At 59.5% G+C, this 16,545-nt stretch carries 17 protein-coding genes and 1 riboswitch; of the genes, 10 read left to right on the forward strand and 7 right to left on the reverse strand.

The features are described 5' to 3' along the window. The first annotated feature begins 137 nt into the window (after nt 1–137). The 5 genes from clpX (at nt 138) to HJC00_RS21835 (ending at nt 8,368) form a co-directional block, all read left to right on the forward strand. Nucleotides 138–1,415: an ATP-dependent Clp protease ATP-binding subunit ClpX gene (gene clpX, locus HJC00_RS21815; RefSeq protein ID WP_004680013.1), complete on the forward strand. Its 1,278-nt coding sequence runs from the start codon at nt 138–140 to the stop codon at nt 1,413–1,415. Between the two features lie 398 nt (nt 1,416–1,813). Then, on the forward strand, nt 1,814–4,231 hold the full coding sequence (gene lon / locus HJC00_RS21820; protein WP_221164589.1) for an endopeptidase La: 2,418 nt from the start codon (nt 1,814–1,816) through the stop codon (nt 4,229–4,231). Between the two features lie 206 nt (nt 4,232–4,437). Further along, the gene (gene hupB / locus HJC00_RS21825; protein WP_003558438.1) at nt 4,438–4,713 is read left to right on the forward strand and encodes a DNA-binding protein HupB; all 276 of its coding nucleotides are present in this window, start codon (nt 4,438–4,440) and stop codon (nt 4,711–4,713) included. A gap of 117 nt (nt 4,714–4,830) precedes the next feature. Beyond that, nucleotides 4,831–4,982: riboswitch (FMN riboswitch) on the forward strand. A 193-nt stretch (nt 4,983–5,175) separates the two neighbouring features. Further along, nucleotides 5,176–6,075 (forward strand): DMT family transporter, encoded by a 900-nt coding sequence (locus HJC00_RS21830; protein WP_221164590.1) that lies wholly within the window; start codon nt 5,176–5,178, stop codon nt 6,073–6,075. Nucleotides 6,076–6,169: 94 nt separating this feature from the next. Then, on the forward strand, nt 6,170–8,368 hold the full coding sequence (locus tag HJC00_RS21835; protein WP_221164591.1) for an esterase-like activity of phytase family protein: 2,199 nt from the start codon (nt 6,170–6,172) through the stop codon (nt 8,366–8,368). A gap of 84 nt (nt 8,369–8,452) precedes the next feature. Here the strand turns inward: HJC00_RS21835 and HJC00_RS21840 are convergent, their stop codons facing one another. Continuing rightward, complete coding sequence (locus tag HJC00_RS21840) at nt 8,453–9,352, reverse strand: LysR family transcriptional regulator (RefSeq protein ID WP_221164592.1); 900 nt, start codon at nt 9,350–9,352, stop codon at nt 8,453–8,455. A 104-nt stretch (nt 9,353–9,456) separates the two neighbouring features. Between HJC00_RS21840 and HJC00_RS21845 the strand changes: the two genes are divergently transcribed. Then, complete coding sequence (locus HJC00_RS21845; protein WP_210628302.1) at nt 9,457–10,446, forward strand: zinc-dependent alcohol dehydrogenase family protein; 990 nt, start codon at nt 9,457–9,459, stop codon at nt 10,444–10,446. A 71-nt stretch (nt 10,447–10,517) separates the two neighbouring features. Here the strand turns inward: HJC00_RS21845 and HJC00_RS21850 are convergent, their stop codons facing one another. Next, the gene (locus tag HJC00_RS21850; protein WP_210628301.1) at nt 10,518–11,504 is read right to left on the reverse strand and encodes an aldo/keto reductase; all 987 of its coding nucleotides are present in this window, start codon (nt 11,502–11,504) and stop codon (nt 10,518–10,520) included. A 143-nt stretch (nt 11,505–11,647) separates the two neighbouring features. Between HJC00_RS21850 and HJC00_RS21855 the strand changes: the two genes are divergently transcribed. Next, on the forward strand, nt 11,648–12,049 hold the full coding sequence (locus HJC00_RS21855) for a cupin domain-containing protein (protein ID WP_210628300.1): 402 nt from the start codon (nt 11,648–11,650) through the stop codon (nt 12,047–12,049). 106 nt (nt 12,050–12,155) lie between these two features. Here HJC00_RS21855 and HJC00_RS21860 read toward each other — a convergent pair whose 3' ends face one another. Then, nucleotides 12,156–12,761 (reverse strand): class I SAM-dependent methyltransferase, encoded by a 606-nt coding sequence (locus HJC00_RS21860; RefSeq protein WP_210628299.1) that lies wholly within the window; start codon nt 12,759–12,761, stop codon nt 12,156–12,158. Between the two features lie 162 nt (nt 12,762–12,923). On the opposite strand from HJC00_RS21860, the gene HJC00_RS21865 reads away from it, so the two are divergent. After that, nucleotides 12,924–13,286: a hypothetical protein gene (locus tag HJC00_RS21865; protein ID WP_210628298.1), complete on the forward strand. Its 363-nt coding sequence runs from the start codon at nt 12,924–12,926 to the stop codon at nt 13,284–13,286. Between the two features lie 126 nt (nt 13,287–13,412). After that, nucleotides 13,413–13,961 carry a glutathione peroxidase gene (locus HJC00_RS21870; RefSeq protein ID WP_221155970.1) on the forward strand — a complete coding sequence of 183 codons (549 nt, stop codon included), beginning with the start codon at nt 13,413–13,415 and terminating at the stop codon, nt 13,959–13,961. A 24-nt stretch (nt 13,962–13,985) separates the two neighbouring features. Here HJC00_RS21870 and HJC00_RS33040 read toward each other — a convergent pair whose 3' ends face one another. The 3 genes from HJC00_RS33040 to HJC00_RS21880 all read right to left on the reverse strand — a co-directional run bounded on the left by HJC00_RS33040 (nt 13,986) and on the right by HJC00_RS21880 (nt 15,866). Further along, nucleotides 13,986–14,198, reverse strand: a complete 213-nt coding sequence (locus HJC00_RS33040) for a hypothetical protein (protein WP_311043584.1) — start codon at nt 14,196–14,198, stop codon at nt 13,986–13,988. Nucleotides 14,199–14,675: 477 nt separating this feature from the next. Next, the gene (locus tag HJC00_RS21875; RefSeq protein WP_221164593.1) at nt 14,676–15,149 is read right to left on the reverse strand and encodes a hypothetical protein; all 474 of its coding nucleotides are present in this window, start codon (nt 15,147–15,149) and stop codon (nt 14,676–14,678) included. A 252-nt stretch (nt 15,150–15,401) separates the two neighbouring features. Further along, on the reverse strand, nt 15,402–15,866 hold the full coding sequence (locus tag HJC00_RS21880; RefSeq protein ID WP_221164594.1) for a hypothetical protein: 465 nt from the start codon (nt 15,864–15,866) through the stop codon (nt 15,402–15,404). A gap of 134 nt (nt 15,867–16,000) precedes the next feature. Here HJC00_RS21880 and HJC00_RS21885 point away from each other — a divergent pair, with 134 nt between their 5' ends. Then, complete coding sequence (locus HJC00_RS21885) at nt 16,001–16,237, forward strand: hypothetical protein (RefSeq protein ID WP_221164595.1); 237 nt, start codon at nt 16,001–16,003, stop codon at nt 16,235–16,237. A 12-nt stretch (nt 16,238–16,249) separates the two neighbouring features. Here the strand turns inward: HJC00_RS21885 and HJC00_RS21890 are convergent, their stop codons facing one another. Continuing rightward, nucleotides 16,250–16,534, reverse strand: a complete 285-nt coding sequence (locus HJC00_RS21890; protein WP_221164596.1) for a DUF2293 domain-containing protein — start codon at nt 16,532–16,534, stop codon at nt 16,250–16,252. Nucleotides 16,535–16,545: the final 11 nt, after the last annotated feature.

Consider the following 16,545-nt stretch of genomic DNA (forward strand, 5'->3'; position numbering starts at 1 on the left):
GAACATGGTTGATTGGGACCGGTTCGTAGCCCCTGAAGCCCTTCTCGGCAAAGGCTCCGGAAACGGAGTGCCGCCAGGAGCTGATAGAGTGGACCGCGATTTCGCCTTGAAATGCGGCGTGCTGGAAGGAAAATGATATGAGCAAGGTCAGCGGCAGCAACGGCGGCGACTCCAAGAACACCCTCTATTGTTCGTTCTGCGGAAAGAGCCAGCACGAAGTCCGGAAACTGATTGCCGGACCGACCGTCTTCATCTGCGATGAATGCGTCGAATTGTGCATGGACATCATCCGCGAGGAAAACAAGTCCTCGATGGTCAAGTCCCGCGACGGCGTTCCGACGCCCCAGGACATCATCAAGGTCCTCGACGAATACGTCATCGGCCAGCGCCAGGCGAAGAAGATCCTGTCGGTTGCCGTTCACAACCATTACAAGCGCCTGGCGCACGCCTCCAAGAACGGCGAAGTCGAGCTGGCGAAGTCGAACATCATGCTGGTCGGACCGACCGGCTGCGGCAAGACCTATCTTGCCCAGACCCTGGCCCGCATCATCGACGTTCCCTTCACGATGGCCGATGCGACGACGCTGACGGAAGCCGGCTACGTCGGTGAGGACGTCGAAAACATCATCTTGAAGCTCCTGCAGGCGGCCGACTACAATGTCGAGCGCGCCCAGCGCGGCATCGTCTACATCGACGAAGTCGACAAGATTTCGCGCAAGTCCGACAATCCGTCGATCACCCGCGACGTCTCGGGTGAGGGCGTCCAGCAGGCGCTTCTGAAGATCATGGAAGGCACGGTCGCTTCCGTCCCGCCGCAGGGCGGCCGCAAGCACCCGCAGCAGGAATTCCTGCAGGTCGACACGACGAACATCCTGTTCATCTGCGGCGGCGCTTTCGCCGGTCTCGACAAGATCATCTCCGCCCGTGGCGAGAAGACCTCGATCGGCTTCGGCGCGACCGTCAAGGCCCAGGACGACCGCCGCGTCGGCGAAGTCCTGCGCGAACTGGAGCCGGAAGATCTGGTCAAGTTCGGCCTCATCCCGGAATTCATCGGCCGTCTGCCGGTTCTGGCGACGCTCGAGGATCTCGACGAGGATGCGCTGATCCAGATCCTGTCCGAGCCGAAGAACGCGCTGATCAAGCAGTATCAGCGCCTGTTCGAGATGGAAGACGTCGAACTGACCTTCCACGAGGACGCGCTGCGCGAAATCGCCCGCAAGGCGATTGTGCGCAAAACCGGTGCCCGCGGCCTTCGCTCGATCATGGAGAAGATCCTGCTCGACACGATGTTCGAACTGCCGACGCTGGAAGGCGTGCGCGAGGTCGTCATCTCCGAGGAAGTGGTGCGCGGTTCGGCCCGTCCGCTTTACATCTATGCCGATCGCCAGGAGGAAAAGGCCAACGCGTCGGCGTGACCTTGGACTTTCGCACGATTCTTTTGGGGGCTTGCCATTGGCGGGCCCCTTTCTATTTGAAAAACCATGCGAGGCGCTGTTAGTATTTGCAGTGGGGACCGGATATGCCTTTGCCGATGTTGTGCAAGGGTGATGCTTGGCAATGATGCGATGATCTCGTAAGCCTGTTGCCGACGTTGTATTTTAGCCTGGTCGGAAGTGGTAAGCGCCGGTCCAGCCACGCGCTTCATAGTGTTGGCGTTCCGTTGTAATAAAGCTGTCACGTCCGGGGAACGCGGGCGTTAGCGTGGCTTGAAAAGCGTAGTCAGAACCTCCACTTGTAGAGCCAAGTGAGAGCCGGCCGGTCCCAAGCGGCCGTGCAGAGAGCCCGGTAACGGGACGATGGAAAGGACAAAAAAATGACGAAGAAAACGTCTGTAGCGAGCAGCACCGCCTACCCTGTTTTGCCTTTGCGCGACATCGTGGTGTTCCCGCATATGATCGTGCCGCTGTTTGTCGGACGGGAAAAATCGATCCGTGCGCTCGAAGAAGTCATGGGCTCGGACAAGCAGATCATGCTGGTGACGCAGGTCAACGCCAGCGACGATGATCCGGACCCTTCGGCGATTCACAATGTCGGCACGGTGGCCAACGTGCTGCAGCTCCTGAAGCTGCCCGACGGCACCGTCAAGGTTCTCGTCGAAGGCCGCGCTCGCGCCGAGATCGACACCTATTCCAGCCGCGAGGATTTCTACGAGGCGCTCGGCCATGTGCTCGAGGAGCCCCATGACGATCCGGTCGAGCTGGAAGCCTTGTCGCGCTCGGTCGTCTCCGAATTCGAAAGCTATGTGAAGCTCAACAAGAAAATTTCGCCCGAAGTGGTCGGCGCCGCCAGCCAGATCGACGACTATTCCAAGCTCGCCGATACGGTCGCCTCGCATCTGTCGATCAAGATCACCGAGAAGCAGGAGATGCTGGAGACGACCAGCGTCAAGCAGCGTCTCGAAAAGGCTCTCGGCTTCATGGAAGGCGAGATCTCGGTCCTGCAGGTCGAAAAGCGCATCCGCTCGCGCGTCAAGCGCCAGATGGAGAAGACCCAGCGCGAATACTACCTCAATGAGCAGATGAAGGCGATCCAGAAGGAGCTCGGTGACGGCGAGGAAGGCCGCGACGAGATGAGCGAACTGGAAGAGCGCATCGCCAAGACCAAGCTGTCCAAGGAAGCCCGTGAAAAGGCCGAGGCGGAGCTGAAGAAGCTGCGCCAGATGAGCCCGATGTCGGCGGAAGCCACCGTCGTGCGCAATTATCTCGATTGGCTGCTCGGCATCCCGTGGGGCAAGAAGTCGAAGATCAAGGCCGACCTCAACAATGCCGAGAAGATCCTCGAAGCCGATCACTTCGGTCTCGACAAGGTCAAGGAGCGCATCGTCGAATATCTGGCCGTGCAGGCGCGTGCCACCAAGATCAAAGGCCCGATCCTCTGCCTCGTCGGCCCTCCGGGCGTCGGCAAGACCTCGCTGGCCCAGTCGATCGCCAAGGCGACCGGCCGTGAGTATGTCCGCATGGCGCTCGGCGGCGTTCGCGACGAAGCCGAAATCCGCGGTCACCGCCGCACCTATATCGGCTCGATGCCCGGCAAGGTCATCCAGTCGATGAAGAAAGCGAAGAAGTCCAACCCGCTCTTCCTGCTCGATGAAATCGACAAGATGGGCATGGACTTCCGCGGCGATCCGTCCTCGGCCCTGCTCGAAGTGCTCGATCCGGCGCAGAACTCGACCTTCATGGACCATTACCTGGAAGTCGAATACGACCTCTCCGACGTGATGTTCATCACGACGGCGAATACGCTGAACATTCCGGCGCCGCTGATGGACCGCATGGAAATCATCCGTATCGCCGGCTACACCGAGGATGAAAAGCGCGAGATCGCCAAGCGGCACCTGTTGCCGAAGGCCATCAAGGAACATGCGTTGCAGCCGGAAGAATTCTCGGTCAGCGACGATGCCCTGATGGCAATCAGCCAGCAGTATACCCGCGAAGCAGGTGTCCGCAGCTTCGAACGCGAATTGATGAAGCTCGCCCGCAAGGCGGTCACCGAGATCATCAAGGGCAAGACGAAGTCCGTTCACGTGACGGCCGCCAACATCGCCGACTATCTCGGCGTCCCGCGCTTCCGCCATGGCGAGGCCGAGGGCGAGGATCAGGTCGGCGTCGTGACCGGTCTTGCCTGGACGGAAGTCGGCGGCGAGCTGCTGACCATCGAAGGTGTGATGATGCCGGGCAAGGGCCGCATGACGGTTACCGGCAATCTGAAGGACGTCATGAAGGAATCGATCTCGGCGGCGGCCTCCTATGTCCGCTCGCGCGCTGTCGATTTCGGCATCGAACCGCCTATGTTCGAAAAGAACGACATCCACGTGCACGTGCCGGAAGGGGCGACGCCGAAGGATGGCCCGTCGGCCGGTGTCGCCATGGCAACCGCCATTGTCTCGATCATGACCGGCATCCCGGTCAACAAGCATGTGGCCATGACCGGTGAAATCACCCTCCGCGGCCGTGTGCTGCCGATCGGCGGCCTCAAGGAAAAGCTGCTAGCAGCGCTTCGCGGCGGCATCAAGAAGGTGCTGATTCCGGAGGAGAACGCCAAGGACCTGGCGGAGATTCCGGACAATGTGAAGAACAACATGGAGATCATTCCGGTCTCGCGGATGGGCGAGGTGATCAAGCACGCGCTGATCCGGCGGCCGGAGCCGATCGAGTGGGATGGGACGGTGGAAACGCCCGTCATCACTTCGGTCGAAGGCCTCGATGACACGGGCGCAACCATAGCGCATTGAGTGGCATTTGCCACATTTGTGCCCTATTGGCGCAAAAGACGCAAAAAGGCTGGCGGAAACGCCAGCCTTTTTTGTGAAAACGTCATGGAGACGCTTGCTTTTCCTTGATTTGCAGGGCTTTTGGGTTCCCGGCGGGCCTGATGAAACCTAATCTGCGCCTAGCTTAGATTTGAGTCGTTTCATACCATTTAGAAAGGGGTGGAAACATGAACAAGAATGAACTCGTGTCCGCAGTCGCCGAAAAGGCAGGACTGACGAAGTCTGACGCGGCTTCCGCTGTTGACGCGGTTTTTGACGTTGTCCAGGCCGAACTCAAGAACAAGGGCGACATCCGCCTCGCTGGTTTCGGCAGCTTCACCGTTTCTCATCGCGCTGCAACGAAGGGCCGTAACCCGTCGACCGGCGCTGAAGTCGATATCCCGGCTCGCAACGTTCCGAAGTTCACGCCCGGCAAGGGCCTGAAGGACGCCGTCAACGGCTGATTTGATCGTCCGCCGGCCGTAAACGAGAACGGTTGAGCAGGATTTCGAGGGGTTCGGCGCGCCGGACCCCTTTTTGTTTTGCCGCTTGCCGCAGGCAGCGCTTTGTTTTACGAACGGTGCTGTTCTCAGGGCGGGGTGAAAGTCCCCACCGGCGGTAAGGGCTGCGGCCCGAGCCCGCGAGCGCCTTCCGAGGCTTTGGCAGGGGAAGGGTCAGCAGATCCGGTGCGATTCCGGAGCCGACGGTATAGTCCGGATGAAAGAGAATGAGCATGGCCGCGAGCGGGCAGGGGACTGCCGGCGTCTGCGCACCGTCGCCTCATGCGTCCTGATTTATGTTGGTCGCCTGCATAATTCCCTAAATCGGAATCGATTTGAGGATGAAATTATGCAGCAATTAAAAGCGCTACAGCGTCCTTTGCGCGTCTGGAAAGACGCGCGGCGCTGTAGTTCTGGGTGGAAGACATGAATCAGAATTCCCTTACAATGCAGCGTTCCCGCGCCTTTGCTGGCGCTGCTTTCATGGTGCTTGGAGGCGTCGCTTTCTCGCTGCTCAACGTCGTCACCCAATGGCTGACCATGAAGCTCGCCTTTCCGCCAGCCTCTGCTGCTTTCTGGCAATATGCCTTCGCCTTCCTCTTCTCCTTGCCCTTCCTGCGCAAATCCGGCCTTGCGGCTATGCGTACGAACTATCCCTGGCGGCACGTCGTGCGCGTCGTCTTTGCCGCGCTCGGCGTCGAGGCCTGGGTTTCCGGTCTTGCCTCAGTGCCGATCTGGCAGGCGATCGCGCTGGTCATGACCTCACCCTTCTTCATCATTCTCGGTGCCCGCCTGTTCCTCGGTGAGCGCGTCGGCGCGGCCCGCTGGGCAGCGACCGGTGTCGGCTTTGCCGGCGCCATGATCATCCTCCAGCCATGGTCGGACAGCTTCACCTGGGCAGCGCTCCTGCCGGTACTCTCGGCACTGCTCTGGGGTGCCTCGTCGCTCATCACCAAGAGCCTGACCGGTATCGAGAGGCCGGAGACCATCATCGTCTGGTTGTTGGTGCTGCTGACGCCGATCAACGGCGGTCTGGCGCTTGCTGCGGGCTTCGCAGTGCCGCCAGGCACGACACTCGCGCTCTTCCTTCTGGCAGGCCTCCTGACGGTCGTGGCGCAGTATCTGCTGACCCTTGCCTATGCCAGCGCCGACGCCGCCTATGTCCAGCCCTTCGATGACCTGAAGCTGCCGCTCAACGTGCTCGCCGGCTGGCTGTTCTTCGGCTATGCGCCCGCCGGCTATCTGTGGCTGGGCGCTGCACTCATTCTTTCCGCGTCGCTCTTCATCATGAGGAACGAGATGCGTCGGGAAAAACAGGCAGCCTGACGCCGACCCTCTGAAATTTCGGGGGCTGTCATGTCTCTGTCATAGCGGTCCCGCAAACCCCTCTGTTCGATCTTTTTGGACATTGGGGGTTTCCATGACAGTTTCATCCCGCAAGGCAGCGCTCGCTGCCGTGCTTCTCGCATCCGTGGCCTTCCCGGCTGCGGCCGAGCCGGTTTTCAACCGCATCGCCTCTTTCCCGGTCGCTCAGAACCTGCCTGGTGACAAGGACAAGCTGTCGCCGACATCCGCAGAAATCATCACCGCGACCGACGACGGCAACACCCTGATCTATAGCGACAGCCCGTTCGATGCGATCGGCTTCATCGACATCACCGACGCCAGGGTTCCGAGGGCCGGCGGCGCGCTGATGATGGATGGCGAGCCGACATCGGTCACCTCGAGTGCCGGCAAGGCGCTGGTTGCCGTCAATACCTCCGAAAGCAAGGCCAGGCCCTCCGGCCGCCTCGCAATCGTCGACGTAGCGACAAAGAAGATCGAGAACACCTGCGATCTCGGCGGCCAGCCGGATTCCATCGCCCTCAACAAGGACAAGACGCTCGGTGCCATCGCGATCGAAAACGAGCGCGACGAAGACGTCAATGACGGCAAGATCCCGCAGATGCCGGCGGGCGACCTCGCCGTTTTCCAGGTCAAGAACGGCACCGTCGATTGCGGCACCATCAGGCATGTGGCGCTGACCGGCCTTGGCGGTGTCGCCCCTGAAGACCCGGAGCCGGAATTCGTTGCCTTCAACGGGCAGAACGAGATTGCGCTGACGCTGCAGGACAACAACGAGATCGTCATCATCGATGCCAACACGGCTCAGGTGAAGGCCCACTTCTCCGCCGGCAGCGTTGATCTCTCAGGCATCGACACCAAACGCGACGGCGCCCTGAAATTCTCGAGCGAATCGAAGGGCGTCCTGCGCGAGCCTGATGCCGTGAAGTGGCTGGACGACAACCGCCTCGTCATTGCCAATGAAGGCGATTACCAGGGCGGCTCGCGCGGCTTCACCAACTTCGACAAGGCGGGCAAGGTTCTCTATGAATCGGGCGCTTCCTTTGAACGCGCCGTCGCCCATATCGGCCATTACCCCGAAAGCCGTTCGGGATCGAAGGGCGTCGAGCCGGAAGGCCTTGAAGCTGCCAAGTTCGGCGACGACCAATATTTCTTCCTGCTTGCCGAGCGCGCCTCGGTCGTTGGCGTCTATAAGGATACCGGCGCCGACCCCGAACTCATGCAGCTTCTGCCGTCGGGCATTTCGCCGGAAGGCGGGGTCGCCATCCCGCAGCGTAACCTCTTTGCGACCGCCAATGAACTCGATCTCGGCAAGGACGGCGGGGTGCGCTCGCACGTAATGATCTATGAGCGTGCGGAAGGCGACCAAGCCTATCCGCAGATCGTCTCCGCCGACAAGGAAGGCACTCCGATCGGTTTCGCAGCGCTTTCGGGTCTCGCCGCCGTTCCCGGCAAACCGGGCATGCTCTACGCCGTCAGCGACAGCGCTCTGGGCTCGCAGCCGACGATCTACACGATCGACGCAACCAAGAAGCCGGCCGTCATCATCGACGCGCTCGTCGTCAAGCGTGACGGCGCTCCAGCCCAGAAGCTCGACATCGAAGGCATCGCGGCGGCGGCCGACGGCTCCTTCTGGCTTGCCTCGGAAGGAAACAGCGAACGCCTCGTCCCGCATGCCCTCTACAACGTCAATGCCAAGGGCGACATCAAGGCCGAGATCGCCCTGCCTAGGGAACTCGCCGCCAACGAGATCCGCTACGGCTTCGAGGGTGTGACCATTGTCGGCACCGGCGACGATGCCACGCTCTGGATGGCCGTCCAGCGCGAGTGGGGTGACGACGAGAAGGGCTTCGTCAAGCTCGTCTCATACAATCCGAAGAAGAAGGAATGGGGCGCCGTGCGCTATCCGCTCGACAAGACGGAAAGTGGCTGGGTCGGCCTGTCTGAGATCTCCGCCCACGGCGATAGCGTCTATATCATCGAGCGCGACAATCTCGTCGGCGACGCCGCCAGGCTGAAGAAGCTTTACAAGGTGGCGATCTCGGAACTGAAGCCGGCCAAGCTCGGGGGCGAACTGCCGGTCGTGAAGAAGACCGAAGCGCACGATTTCCTCGGCGAACTGAAGACGGCGACCAACGGCTATGTGCTCGACAAGCTCGAAGGCTTCACCTTCGACGCATCGGGCAAGCCTTACGCTGTCACCGATAATGACGGTGTGAGCGACTCGTCCGGGGAAACCCTGTTCTTCCCGGTCAACCTGACCGCCACGAACTGAGTTCGCGTTCCCATCGAACTTAAAGGCCGGGTTTTGCTCCCGGCCTTTTTCTTTTGGCCGATTCGCCCCTGAACGGCCGATGGCCTACGTCATGAATTTGGGCAAGGCAGCCGCCAATGCGTCGACCGCAAGACGAGTCCTGAGCGGCAGGTGCGATGTCTGCAGCCACAGCGCATGACAATCATACGGGAATTCCGGCTCGTCCGGCAGGACCACCACCAGCATCCCTGCCTGCACACGGTCCCGGATAAGCCAGGAGGGCAGCCAGGCGAGCCCCATGCCTGCCGTTGCCGCATCGGCAATGGCATCGAGATCATCGAGCCTCAAACGGCTCTTGGGCCTGATTTCAATCGGTGGCTCTTCGCCGCGTGGAAAAAGCCACGGACGGAACCGGGCGGAGCGGGCATAGACGATAGCATCGTGCCCGCCGAGATCCTTGAGCTGTTCAGGCCTGCCGTGGTCATCGAGATAGGCCGGCGAGGCGCAGACCACCATGCGCTGGCGCGCGACACGGCGCGCAATGACGCCCAATCTATCCTCCAACTCGCCGGTGCGGATCGCGAGATCGTAGCCGCCCTCCGCGAGGTCGACGACAGGATCGCTGAGCGATAGATCAAGTTCGAGATTCGGATGCCGCTGAGCGAGTTCGATTAGGATCGGGACCACGCAGCGCCGACCGAAATGAACGGGCATAGTGACGCGCAGCCTTCCGCAGGGTTCGGAAAGATGGTCGACTGCAAGCGCATCCGCAGCCTCGGTCTCCGCAAGGATCATCCGGCAGCGCTCGTAATAGGCGCGTCCGAATTCCGTCGGGCTCTGGCGCCGCGTCGTCCGGTTGATGAGGCTCACACCCAAGCGCTCCTCGAGAAAGCGGATATGCTTGCCGACCATCGGTCCGGACAGGCCAAGAGCCGCGGCGGCCGCTGCGAATGAGCCCAGATCGACGGCCTTCACGAAGACGGCCATGCTGGTGAGACGATCCATATTGCAAACTCTTGGTTTCTTCTGTCTTACCTCCGGGCCAATTTATCTTCTGGAGGCGGCTTGGCATAGATCATTCGGTTCAATCATTTTGGAGTTGATATCGAATGCCACGCGTAATCCGCTTTCATGAGCTTGGCGGCCCCGAGGTTCTCCGCATCGAAGATGTAGTGATTCCCGCGCCCCAGCCGGGGTTGGTTCAGATCCGTGTCAAGGCGCTGGGCATCAATCGCGCTGAAGCTTTGTTGCGGTCAGGCGCCTATATCGAAACCGCGCCGCTGCCTTCTGGCCTCGGCCTCGAAGCGGCCGGTATCGTCGAGGCGGTGGGCGAGGGTGTGGATGGTTTTGTGCCGGGCGACCGTGTTAGCATCATCCCGCCCATCTCCATGGTCCAGTGGCCGGCTTATGGGGAACTCATAAATTTTCCCGCCGAATTTGTCGTCAGGCATCCGCCGACGCTGTCCTGGGAGGCGGCCGCTGCCGTCTGGATGCCGTTTTTGACGGCCTACGGCGCACTCATCGACACTGCCGGGTTGAGCAAAGGTGATTTCGTCGCCGTTACCGCGGCCTCGAGCAGCGTGGGTCTTGCTGCGATCCAGATTGCCAACAAGGTCGGTGCGATGCCGATTGCGATTACCAGGACCTCCCGCAAGCGTAAGGCATTGCACGATGCCGGTGCTGCGCATGTCCTCGCTTCACAGGAGGAAGATCTGGAAATGAAGCTGAAGGCCGTCGCCGGCCGGGATGGCGTTCGGGTCGTCTTCGATGCTGTCGCCGGCCCCATTTTCGAACCGCTGAGCGCGGCAATGTCATCGGGCGGCATTTTCATCGAATATGGCGGATTGAACCAGGAGCCGACGCCGTTTCCGCTCCCTGCGGTGCTCGGCAAAGGCCTGACGCTACGCGGTTATCTCGTCCATGAGATTCTCCGCGACCCGGCGCGGCTGCAGGCTGCAAAGACCTTTATCTACGAAGGGCTCGCGTCCGGCGCCCTGGAACCTGTCATATCAAGGACATTCCCTTTCGAACAGATCGTCGAAGCGCACCGCTTCTTGGAATCGAACGAGCAGTTCGGCAAGATTGTCGTGACGGTCTGATCCGGTCCTTCTTGGGATGATGTCTCAGGCCCGGCCAAGTGGCCGGGCGGGCTAGAACGGCCCGTCAGAGCTTACCAGCGCTGATGCACATGCGGTGCGATCAGCCGCTCGTAGATTTCACGCGTCGCCGCCATGACATCGGCCGAAAGCGGCGCGAGGTCGGCGGCGGCCGCGTTTGCCTTGGCCTGTTCGGCATTGCGGGCGCCGGGGATGACGACGGTGACCGCTTCAGCCATCAGGACCCAACGCAGCGCGAAGCCAGCCATAGTGGCGCCGGCTGGCACCAGCTTGCGCACTTCCTCGACCGCCTGCAGTCCGACCTCGAAGGGAACGCCTGCAAAAGTCTCGCCGACATCGAAGGCCTCACCATGGCGATTGAAATTGCGGTGGTCGTCGCTGGCGAAATGTGTAAGCCGGGTGATCTTGCCGGAGAGAAGGCCGCTTGCCAGCGGCACGCGGGCGATGATCGCCACGTTCCTGCGGCGTGCTTCCTGGAAAAACAGATGGGCGGGGCGCTGGCGGAAGATATTGTAGATGATCTGAATACTGACGACGCCGGGATATTCGATCGCCTTCAGCCCGTCCTCGACCTTTTCGACGCTGACGCCATAGCCCTTGATCTTGCCGGCCTTCTGCAGCGTGTCCAGGCTCTCGAAGACCTCAGGCTGGTAAAGCACCTCGCGCGGCGGGCAGTGCAACTGCACGAGGTCGAGACAGTCAACCGCAAGATTCTCCAGGCTGCGATCGATAAAGCCCTCGAGATTGGCCCTGGTATAGCCTTCCGCGACATGCGGGGTGAGGCGGCGGCCTGCCTTGGTCGCGACCATCGGGCGCTCGCCGCCGCGTGCCTTCAAGACATCGGCAATGATCTTTTCCGAGCGGCCGTCGCCGTAAACATCCGCCGTGTCGATGAACGTCATGCCGGCATCGAGCGCGGCATTCAGCGCCGCGCGCCCATCCGCCTCGCTGATATCGCCCCAGGAGCCGCCGATCTGCCAGGCGCCGAAGCCGACATTGGTGACGGTGAAGGGCGTGCGGCCAAAAGCATGGTGTTTCATGAACATCTCCCCAGGTTATGAAAGGCACTCGCCTATCAGGCGGGCAACTGTGCGGCAATTGCCAATCCGGCCTTGATCGGTCGCCTCGATCAAATATCGTCCGGAGACAAGGCTTCAACCGCAATGGACGGAAAGGAACGATCATGGAGATTAAACCCGCTGGCTCTCGCCCTTCAACGAAACCGCCGGCCGACTACTTTACCGGCAATGTTCGCCAGGATCCGCTGATCGAGCCGCCGGCGCCGGCCCGGGTGAGGGCAACCTCCGTCACCTTCGAACCGGGCGCCCGCACGGCTTGGCACACGCATCCGCTCGGCCAGACGCTGGTCGTCACCTCAGGCAAGGGCCTCGCCCAGAGCTGGGGCGAGGAGATTCGCGAAATCCGCGCCGGCGACACCGTCTGGTTTGCGCCGCGCGAAAAACACTGGCACGGCGCCGGCCCGGACACGGCAATGACGCACATCGCTATCCACGAGGCATTGGACGGCAGTCATGTCGACTGGATGGAAAAGGTCAGCGACGATCAATATTCCGGCAAGGCGTAAAGCATGTCTCGCAAAAGTGTGCAGCGGTTTTGCGATAAAGACATGCGCAAAAAAGACTAAAGCGCGGGCCAAGCGAATCTGAAGATCGCGCCGCGCTTTAGACGGATCAGAGGCGCTTCAGGCAATAGGAAAAATGCGCGTGTGATTCGACCGTCAGGAATTCGAATTGCCAGCCATAATCCTTGCAGAATTTGGTAACCGCCTCGACGACACCGTAGACGATCGGTTTGACCGTGTTGCCGGTGCAGAAATCATGACCGGCAATGCGTCCTGTCCGCTTCACCTTCTTCTCGCAGAGCAAGAGCTCCTGCCAGGTGAGCTCGAACGAATGGTCGGTGTCGATATAGGCCCAGTCGAGGAAGTCATCCGCGAATTCGGCGAGCTTGTCGAGCGATGTGCCTTGCATCAGGTGCAGCCGGCCGGCGCCGATCTCGGCTGCGAAATTCGTGTGAATCGCGTCGAGCCCGGAGCTGTAGCGATCCATCGACCAGGGATCGATGAGATAAAGCTGGGCGGGGCGATTCTTTTCCAGGATCTCCGCCGTATATTCGCCGAAGGCTGCACCCACTTCGACGCCGATGCCGCCATTCGGGATCCGGTAGAGCAGTTCGCCGCGATCCGGCAGCAGCCGGGCGTTTTCCATATGATGGGCGCTGAGCGGGGTGCGCGGCATGCTCGCCCGCAGCGCCTGCCTTTCTTCACGTGTCTTCATCTCTGATCTCGGGATTGGGGCGGCTGACGGCCCTGGTGCGGTTCGAGGGAACGTAGGACCAGCCGACGCCGATGACAACGGCATGACAAGAATTTGCTTCTTTCGGACAAAGCGTTAAGTTTCGCCTGTGAATGACGAAAGAGCCCTGGGAGGAGCGACTTCATGAGACGGATGTGGCCCGAAGAGTTCAATGCCATCATTGCCGATGCCGAAGAAGTGATGCTGGAATCATCCGCAGAAGCAGGCGCCGGCGAGCCGCTGCACCGGAAGGCGCTGAAGGCGCGCATCGCCATGGAAGATTACGAGCGAATCTGGCCGCTCGCCGAGATGCGCTTCCGATTGGGCGAGGGGCCGTTCGCCGGCAAGGCCATCACGCTCATCACCACCAACCCTCATTATCATCCCTGGCATCCAAAGGATGGCGGCAGCGTCGAATCCGTCTCGGACAGCGGCCGCCACTACAAGACGGATTACCTCGTCGTGCATTTCCTGCTCGATGACGTAAGGGAAACCTCACCTGCCTGATCGGTTGCCCCGGGGTTGCCAACGGCGACGCCGGGGATGCTGACGCCGAGTTGATCTTCACCCTGATGACAATGACGGCGATATCGCTAAGCTCGCCGGACCGATCCTTGCCAATTGGAGGTTCCCATGATGGGCAATGTGCTGGATATTCCGGTCAAGACGGTGGATGGTCGACAGATCACACTGAACGAATACAAGGGCAGGGTGCTTCTGATCGTCAACGTCGCCTCGAAATGCGGACTCACGCCGCAATATGAGGGACTGGAAAGGCTCTATGGCGAAAAGCGCGAGCGCGGCTTCGTCATCGCCGCTTTCCCCGCCAACGACTTCAAGGGCCAGGAACCCGGCACCGACGCCGAGATCTTCGATTTCTGCACCACCACCTACGACGTCACCTTCCCGATTTTTTCTAAGATTTCGGTCAAGGGCGAGGCCCAGCACCCGCTCTACCGGCAGCTGACCAAATCGGGCGTGAAGACGACGGGCGAGGGTCCGATGCGCGAACGCCTGAATGCCCACGGCATTTCAGGCGGCGACGAGGATGACATCCTCTGGAATTTCGAAAAATTCCTGATCGGCCGCGACGGCAAAGTCGCCGCCCGCTTTGCGCCCGATGTGACGGCGGATGATTCGCGGCTGGTTTCCGCGGTGGATCAAGAACTGGCGAAGGCATGATTTGCCAGGAGCCGAGCAGGATCTTCAGATCCCGAGCACGGTCACAAGCGGGGGCGTAAAGTCCTTGAAACCCAGTCTCGGCTGGTCGCATCTCCTGTCAAACTTCGTCTTCGATACGTGGCGCTGACAGTTCGGATTCGTTTTGAACGCGTATCCGGGCAGGCTGACATATGTGGCGCTTGGCGCGCCAAGGGCTATCGCGATGCACAGCGTCAATGCGGAGCTGAGAGCCCTCATGGCACACCTCCAGGTGTCATAAGCCTCCAAACGCGAAGACTTTCCGGGCGGCGATTCTCCCACTTTTGCCGGCCCCCATCCATTCGCCCAATAGGAGGTGGCCCGGCGGCCGGAGTAGTCCGTTTTGGCGGAACCTGGTTTCCAGACGGCGCCGCATTTGACCTGCCGGACAGCTATGCTGCGCCGGAACGTCTTGCCGAAGCCGCGTTCCCAGCCGGCAGCCTCTGCAGAGGCAGATAGCTGCGTGAGCCAGTCAGCGGCAGATGAGACTGCGGTTGTTGACATCACTCTTTGAAACTTGAGGGGAAGAATGGTGGGCGATGAGAGACTCGAAAACTCGATACTCTCATTGTGACGTTCGATAAAGTCATGAGAAGCAAAAGAAAAATATGTATTAATATATGCTAATTTGTGACATTGTGACCAACGATATTTTGTGACTTTTTTCGGAAAATCAGGCCTTCATGTCAGGTCCGATCAGAAAACTCGATTTATCAATTTTACTATGCCGGCCTGAACCATTTCGCGTGTTAATGCTGTGAGGGGGTAGTCGCCAGCGGGGCCCGACATGCTGGGAGTGCTTTCGTAGAACCGAACTTTCTTGCTATGGACTTCGGCAAATATGGTGAATGACGGATTCCTCTGAGAGTGGCGGGGCTCGTCTTTCGTGATAATCACCAGGCTTACGTTGGCGGGCGTGGTCTGGCCGGTTCTCGGATTCTCCACCCGTTCGGCCTTGCGGTCGACCCGAAAATCGTAGCCCTGCGATTTGATGTATTCGCCAATCTCGTTCATGACGGGTAGGATAATACTGTCGATTGCCTCCTCGAACTCAGCCTTGAATTTGGCTTCCGCACTTACCATCGCTTCTTTCTGAACCTGACGCGCCTGCTCCGCCTCGCGATGGCGGCTGAAAATTTGGTCCAAAGACTTCTTTACGTTGTCTTCCAAGGTAGTCTCCTTTGAGGTTGCCATCGTGGATTCACTCGCACGAATCAGCGCGACAGGCTTCTTATTAATCTATCCCGTGCTTACAACCGCAAGGTTATGTTTGTATTTTTTGTTCCAGTTTTCTTGGAGTAAATGCAACATTGTGGTTATGGGTGCGGATTCACCCTGAATAGACTCGTTGCAGAACACGAGTCAGGGATATGCCATGGACATGGGGGCACTGTCCGACGCGGGCCTTTTTCTGTGAGGTAATTACCGCTCGGTGGGCTCGTAGATGTCGAAATGCATACCTCGCACATTTCGGACACGCCAAGTCTCATCTAGTTTCTCGAGACGGGCATTGATCCACTCGGCCGGAGGCAAGTCGAGGCCGGCTTCCATGCGTGGCGTTAGCTTTCCTCTATTCTCATTCTGGTATTCGGCCGTGAAACGCCCGATTAGGTAATGCCGCTGTGGACGTTTGACTTCGTCGATTGCAGATGCTGTAGGCATCTGAGTCTCAAATTTTTCCTTGAGATCCTTATTTCGCTGCTCAAGATCTTTGATTTGTTCGTCCCGCCGCGCAATCCGGCTTTCAAGGTTCGATACCTTTTCGGCATTAAACCACCGGCCGGTGAGAAAGCCGCCGGTAGCCATCGTCCCCGCAAAGGATAGGAAGATCCATGGTTCTTTTTGGATCAACTGCCACGCGTTTTGCAGAGATTCGATTAGGTTCATGTCGCCTCCTTCGGGTGCGTTACAGACCCACTTTATATCATGGCGGAGGATGTAAAAACCGGACGACACTAACGCGATACCCGACTATTTTCTGTCCTGTGATAGCGTTAATTTTAAGCGTGGAAGCAATCGCAATGCTGAACGGCACTTCGGAAGAAATGGAACAACAAGCTCGCAAGCTAACGGATGCACAGCTTGCGGAATTAGCTGGGATGAATGACAGTCCTGTCGCTTTGAAGGCTCGCGGTGAAATCGCCCGACGCAATAGCGAAACGGGTAAGGCAACGCTTTTCTGGGCCAAAGTCGCTGCCTGGGTTGGTATTCTCGCCGTGGTTCTCTCAGTAATCGGCCTTATCATTTCTTGGCGGTAGGGAAAAAGGCCGTCAGGTCCGGAGCCTCTTCCAAGCGTTAATCATTGTGTTGATTCTTGGCTGCACCCGTCGGCGAGCCTCTTCGCGATCGACGCCTGCTAAGAGCAATTGGTCGTAGTCGGTCATGCTATGGCGAAGCACGTTTTGCATCGTGATGCCGACAGCTTTGCCAATGGTCGCCCCCTTCCAATCTTTCTTCGCGATCTCGACGACAAAAAAGGCGATGGCGAAATCTGGGCAACCGGGATGTTTGCGCCGTAAGTGCTTCTCGATTGTTTCGGGTGAGAATTTTGCCATAGAGAATCCAG

Origin of the sequence: Rhizobium sp. NLR22b, from assembly GCF_019685295.1 — a bacterium.
In the GTDB taxonomy this organism is placed as follows: domain Bacteria; phylum Pseudomonadota; class Alphaproteobacteria; order Rhizobiales; family Rhizobiaceae; genus Rhizobium.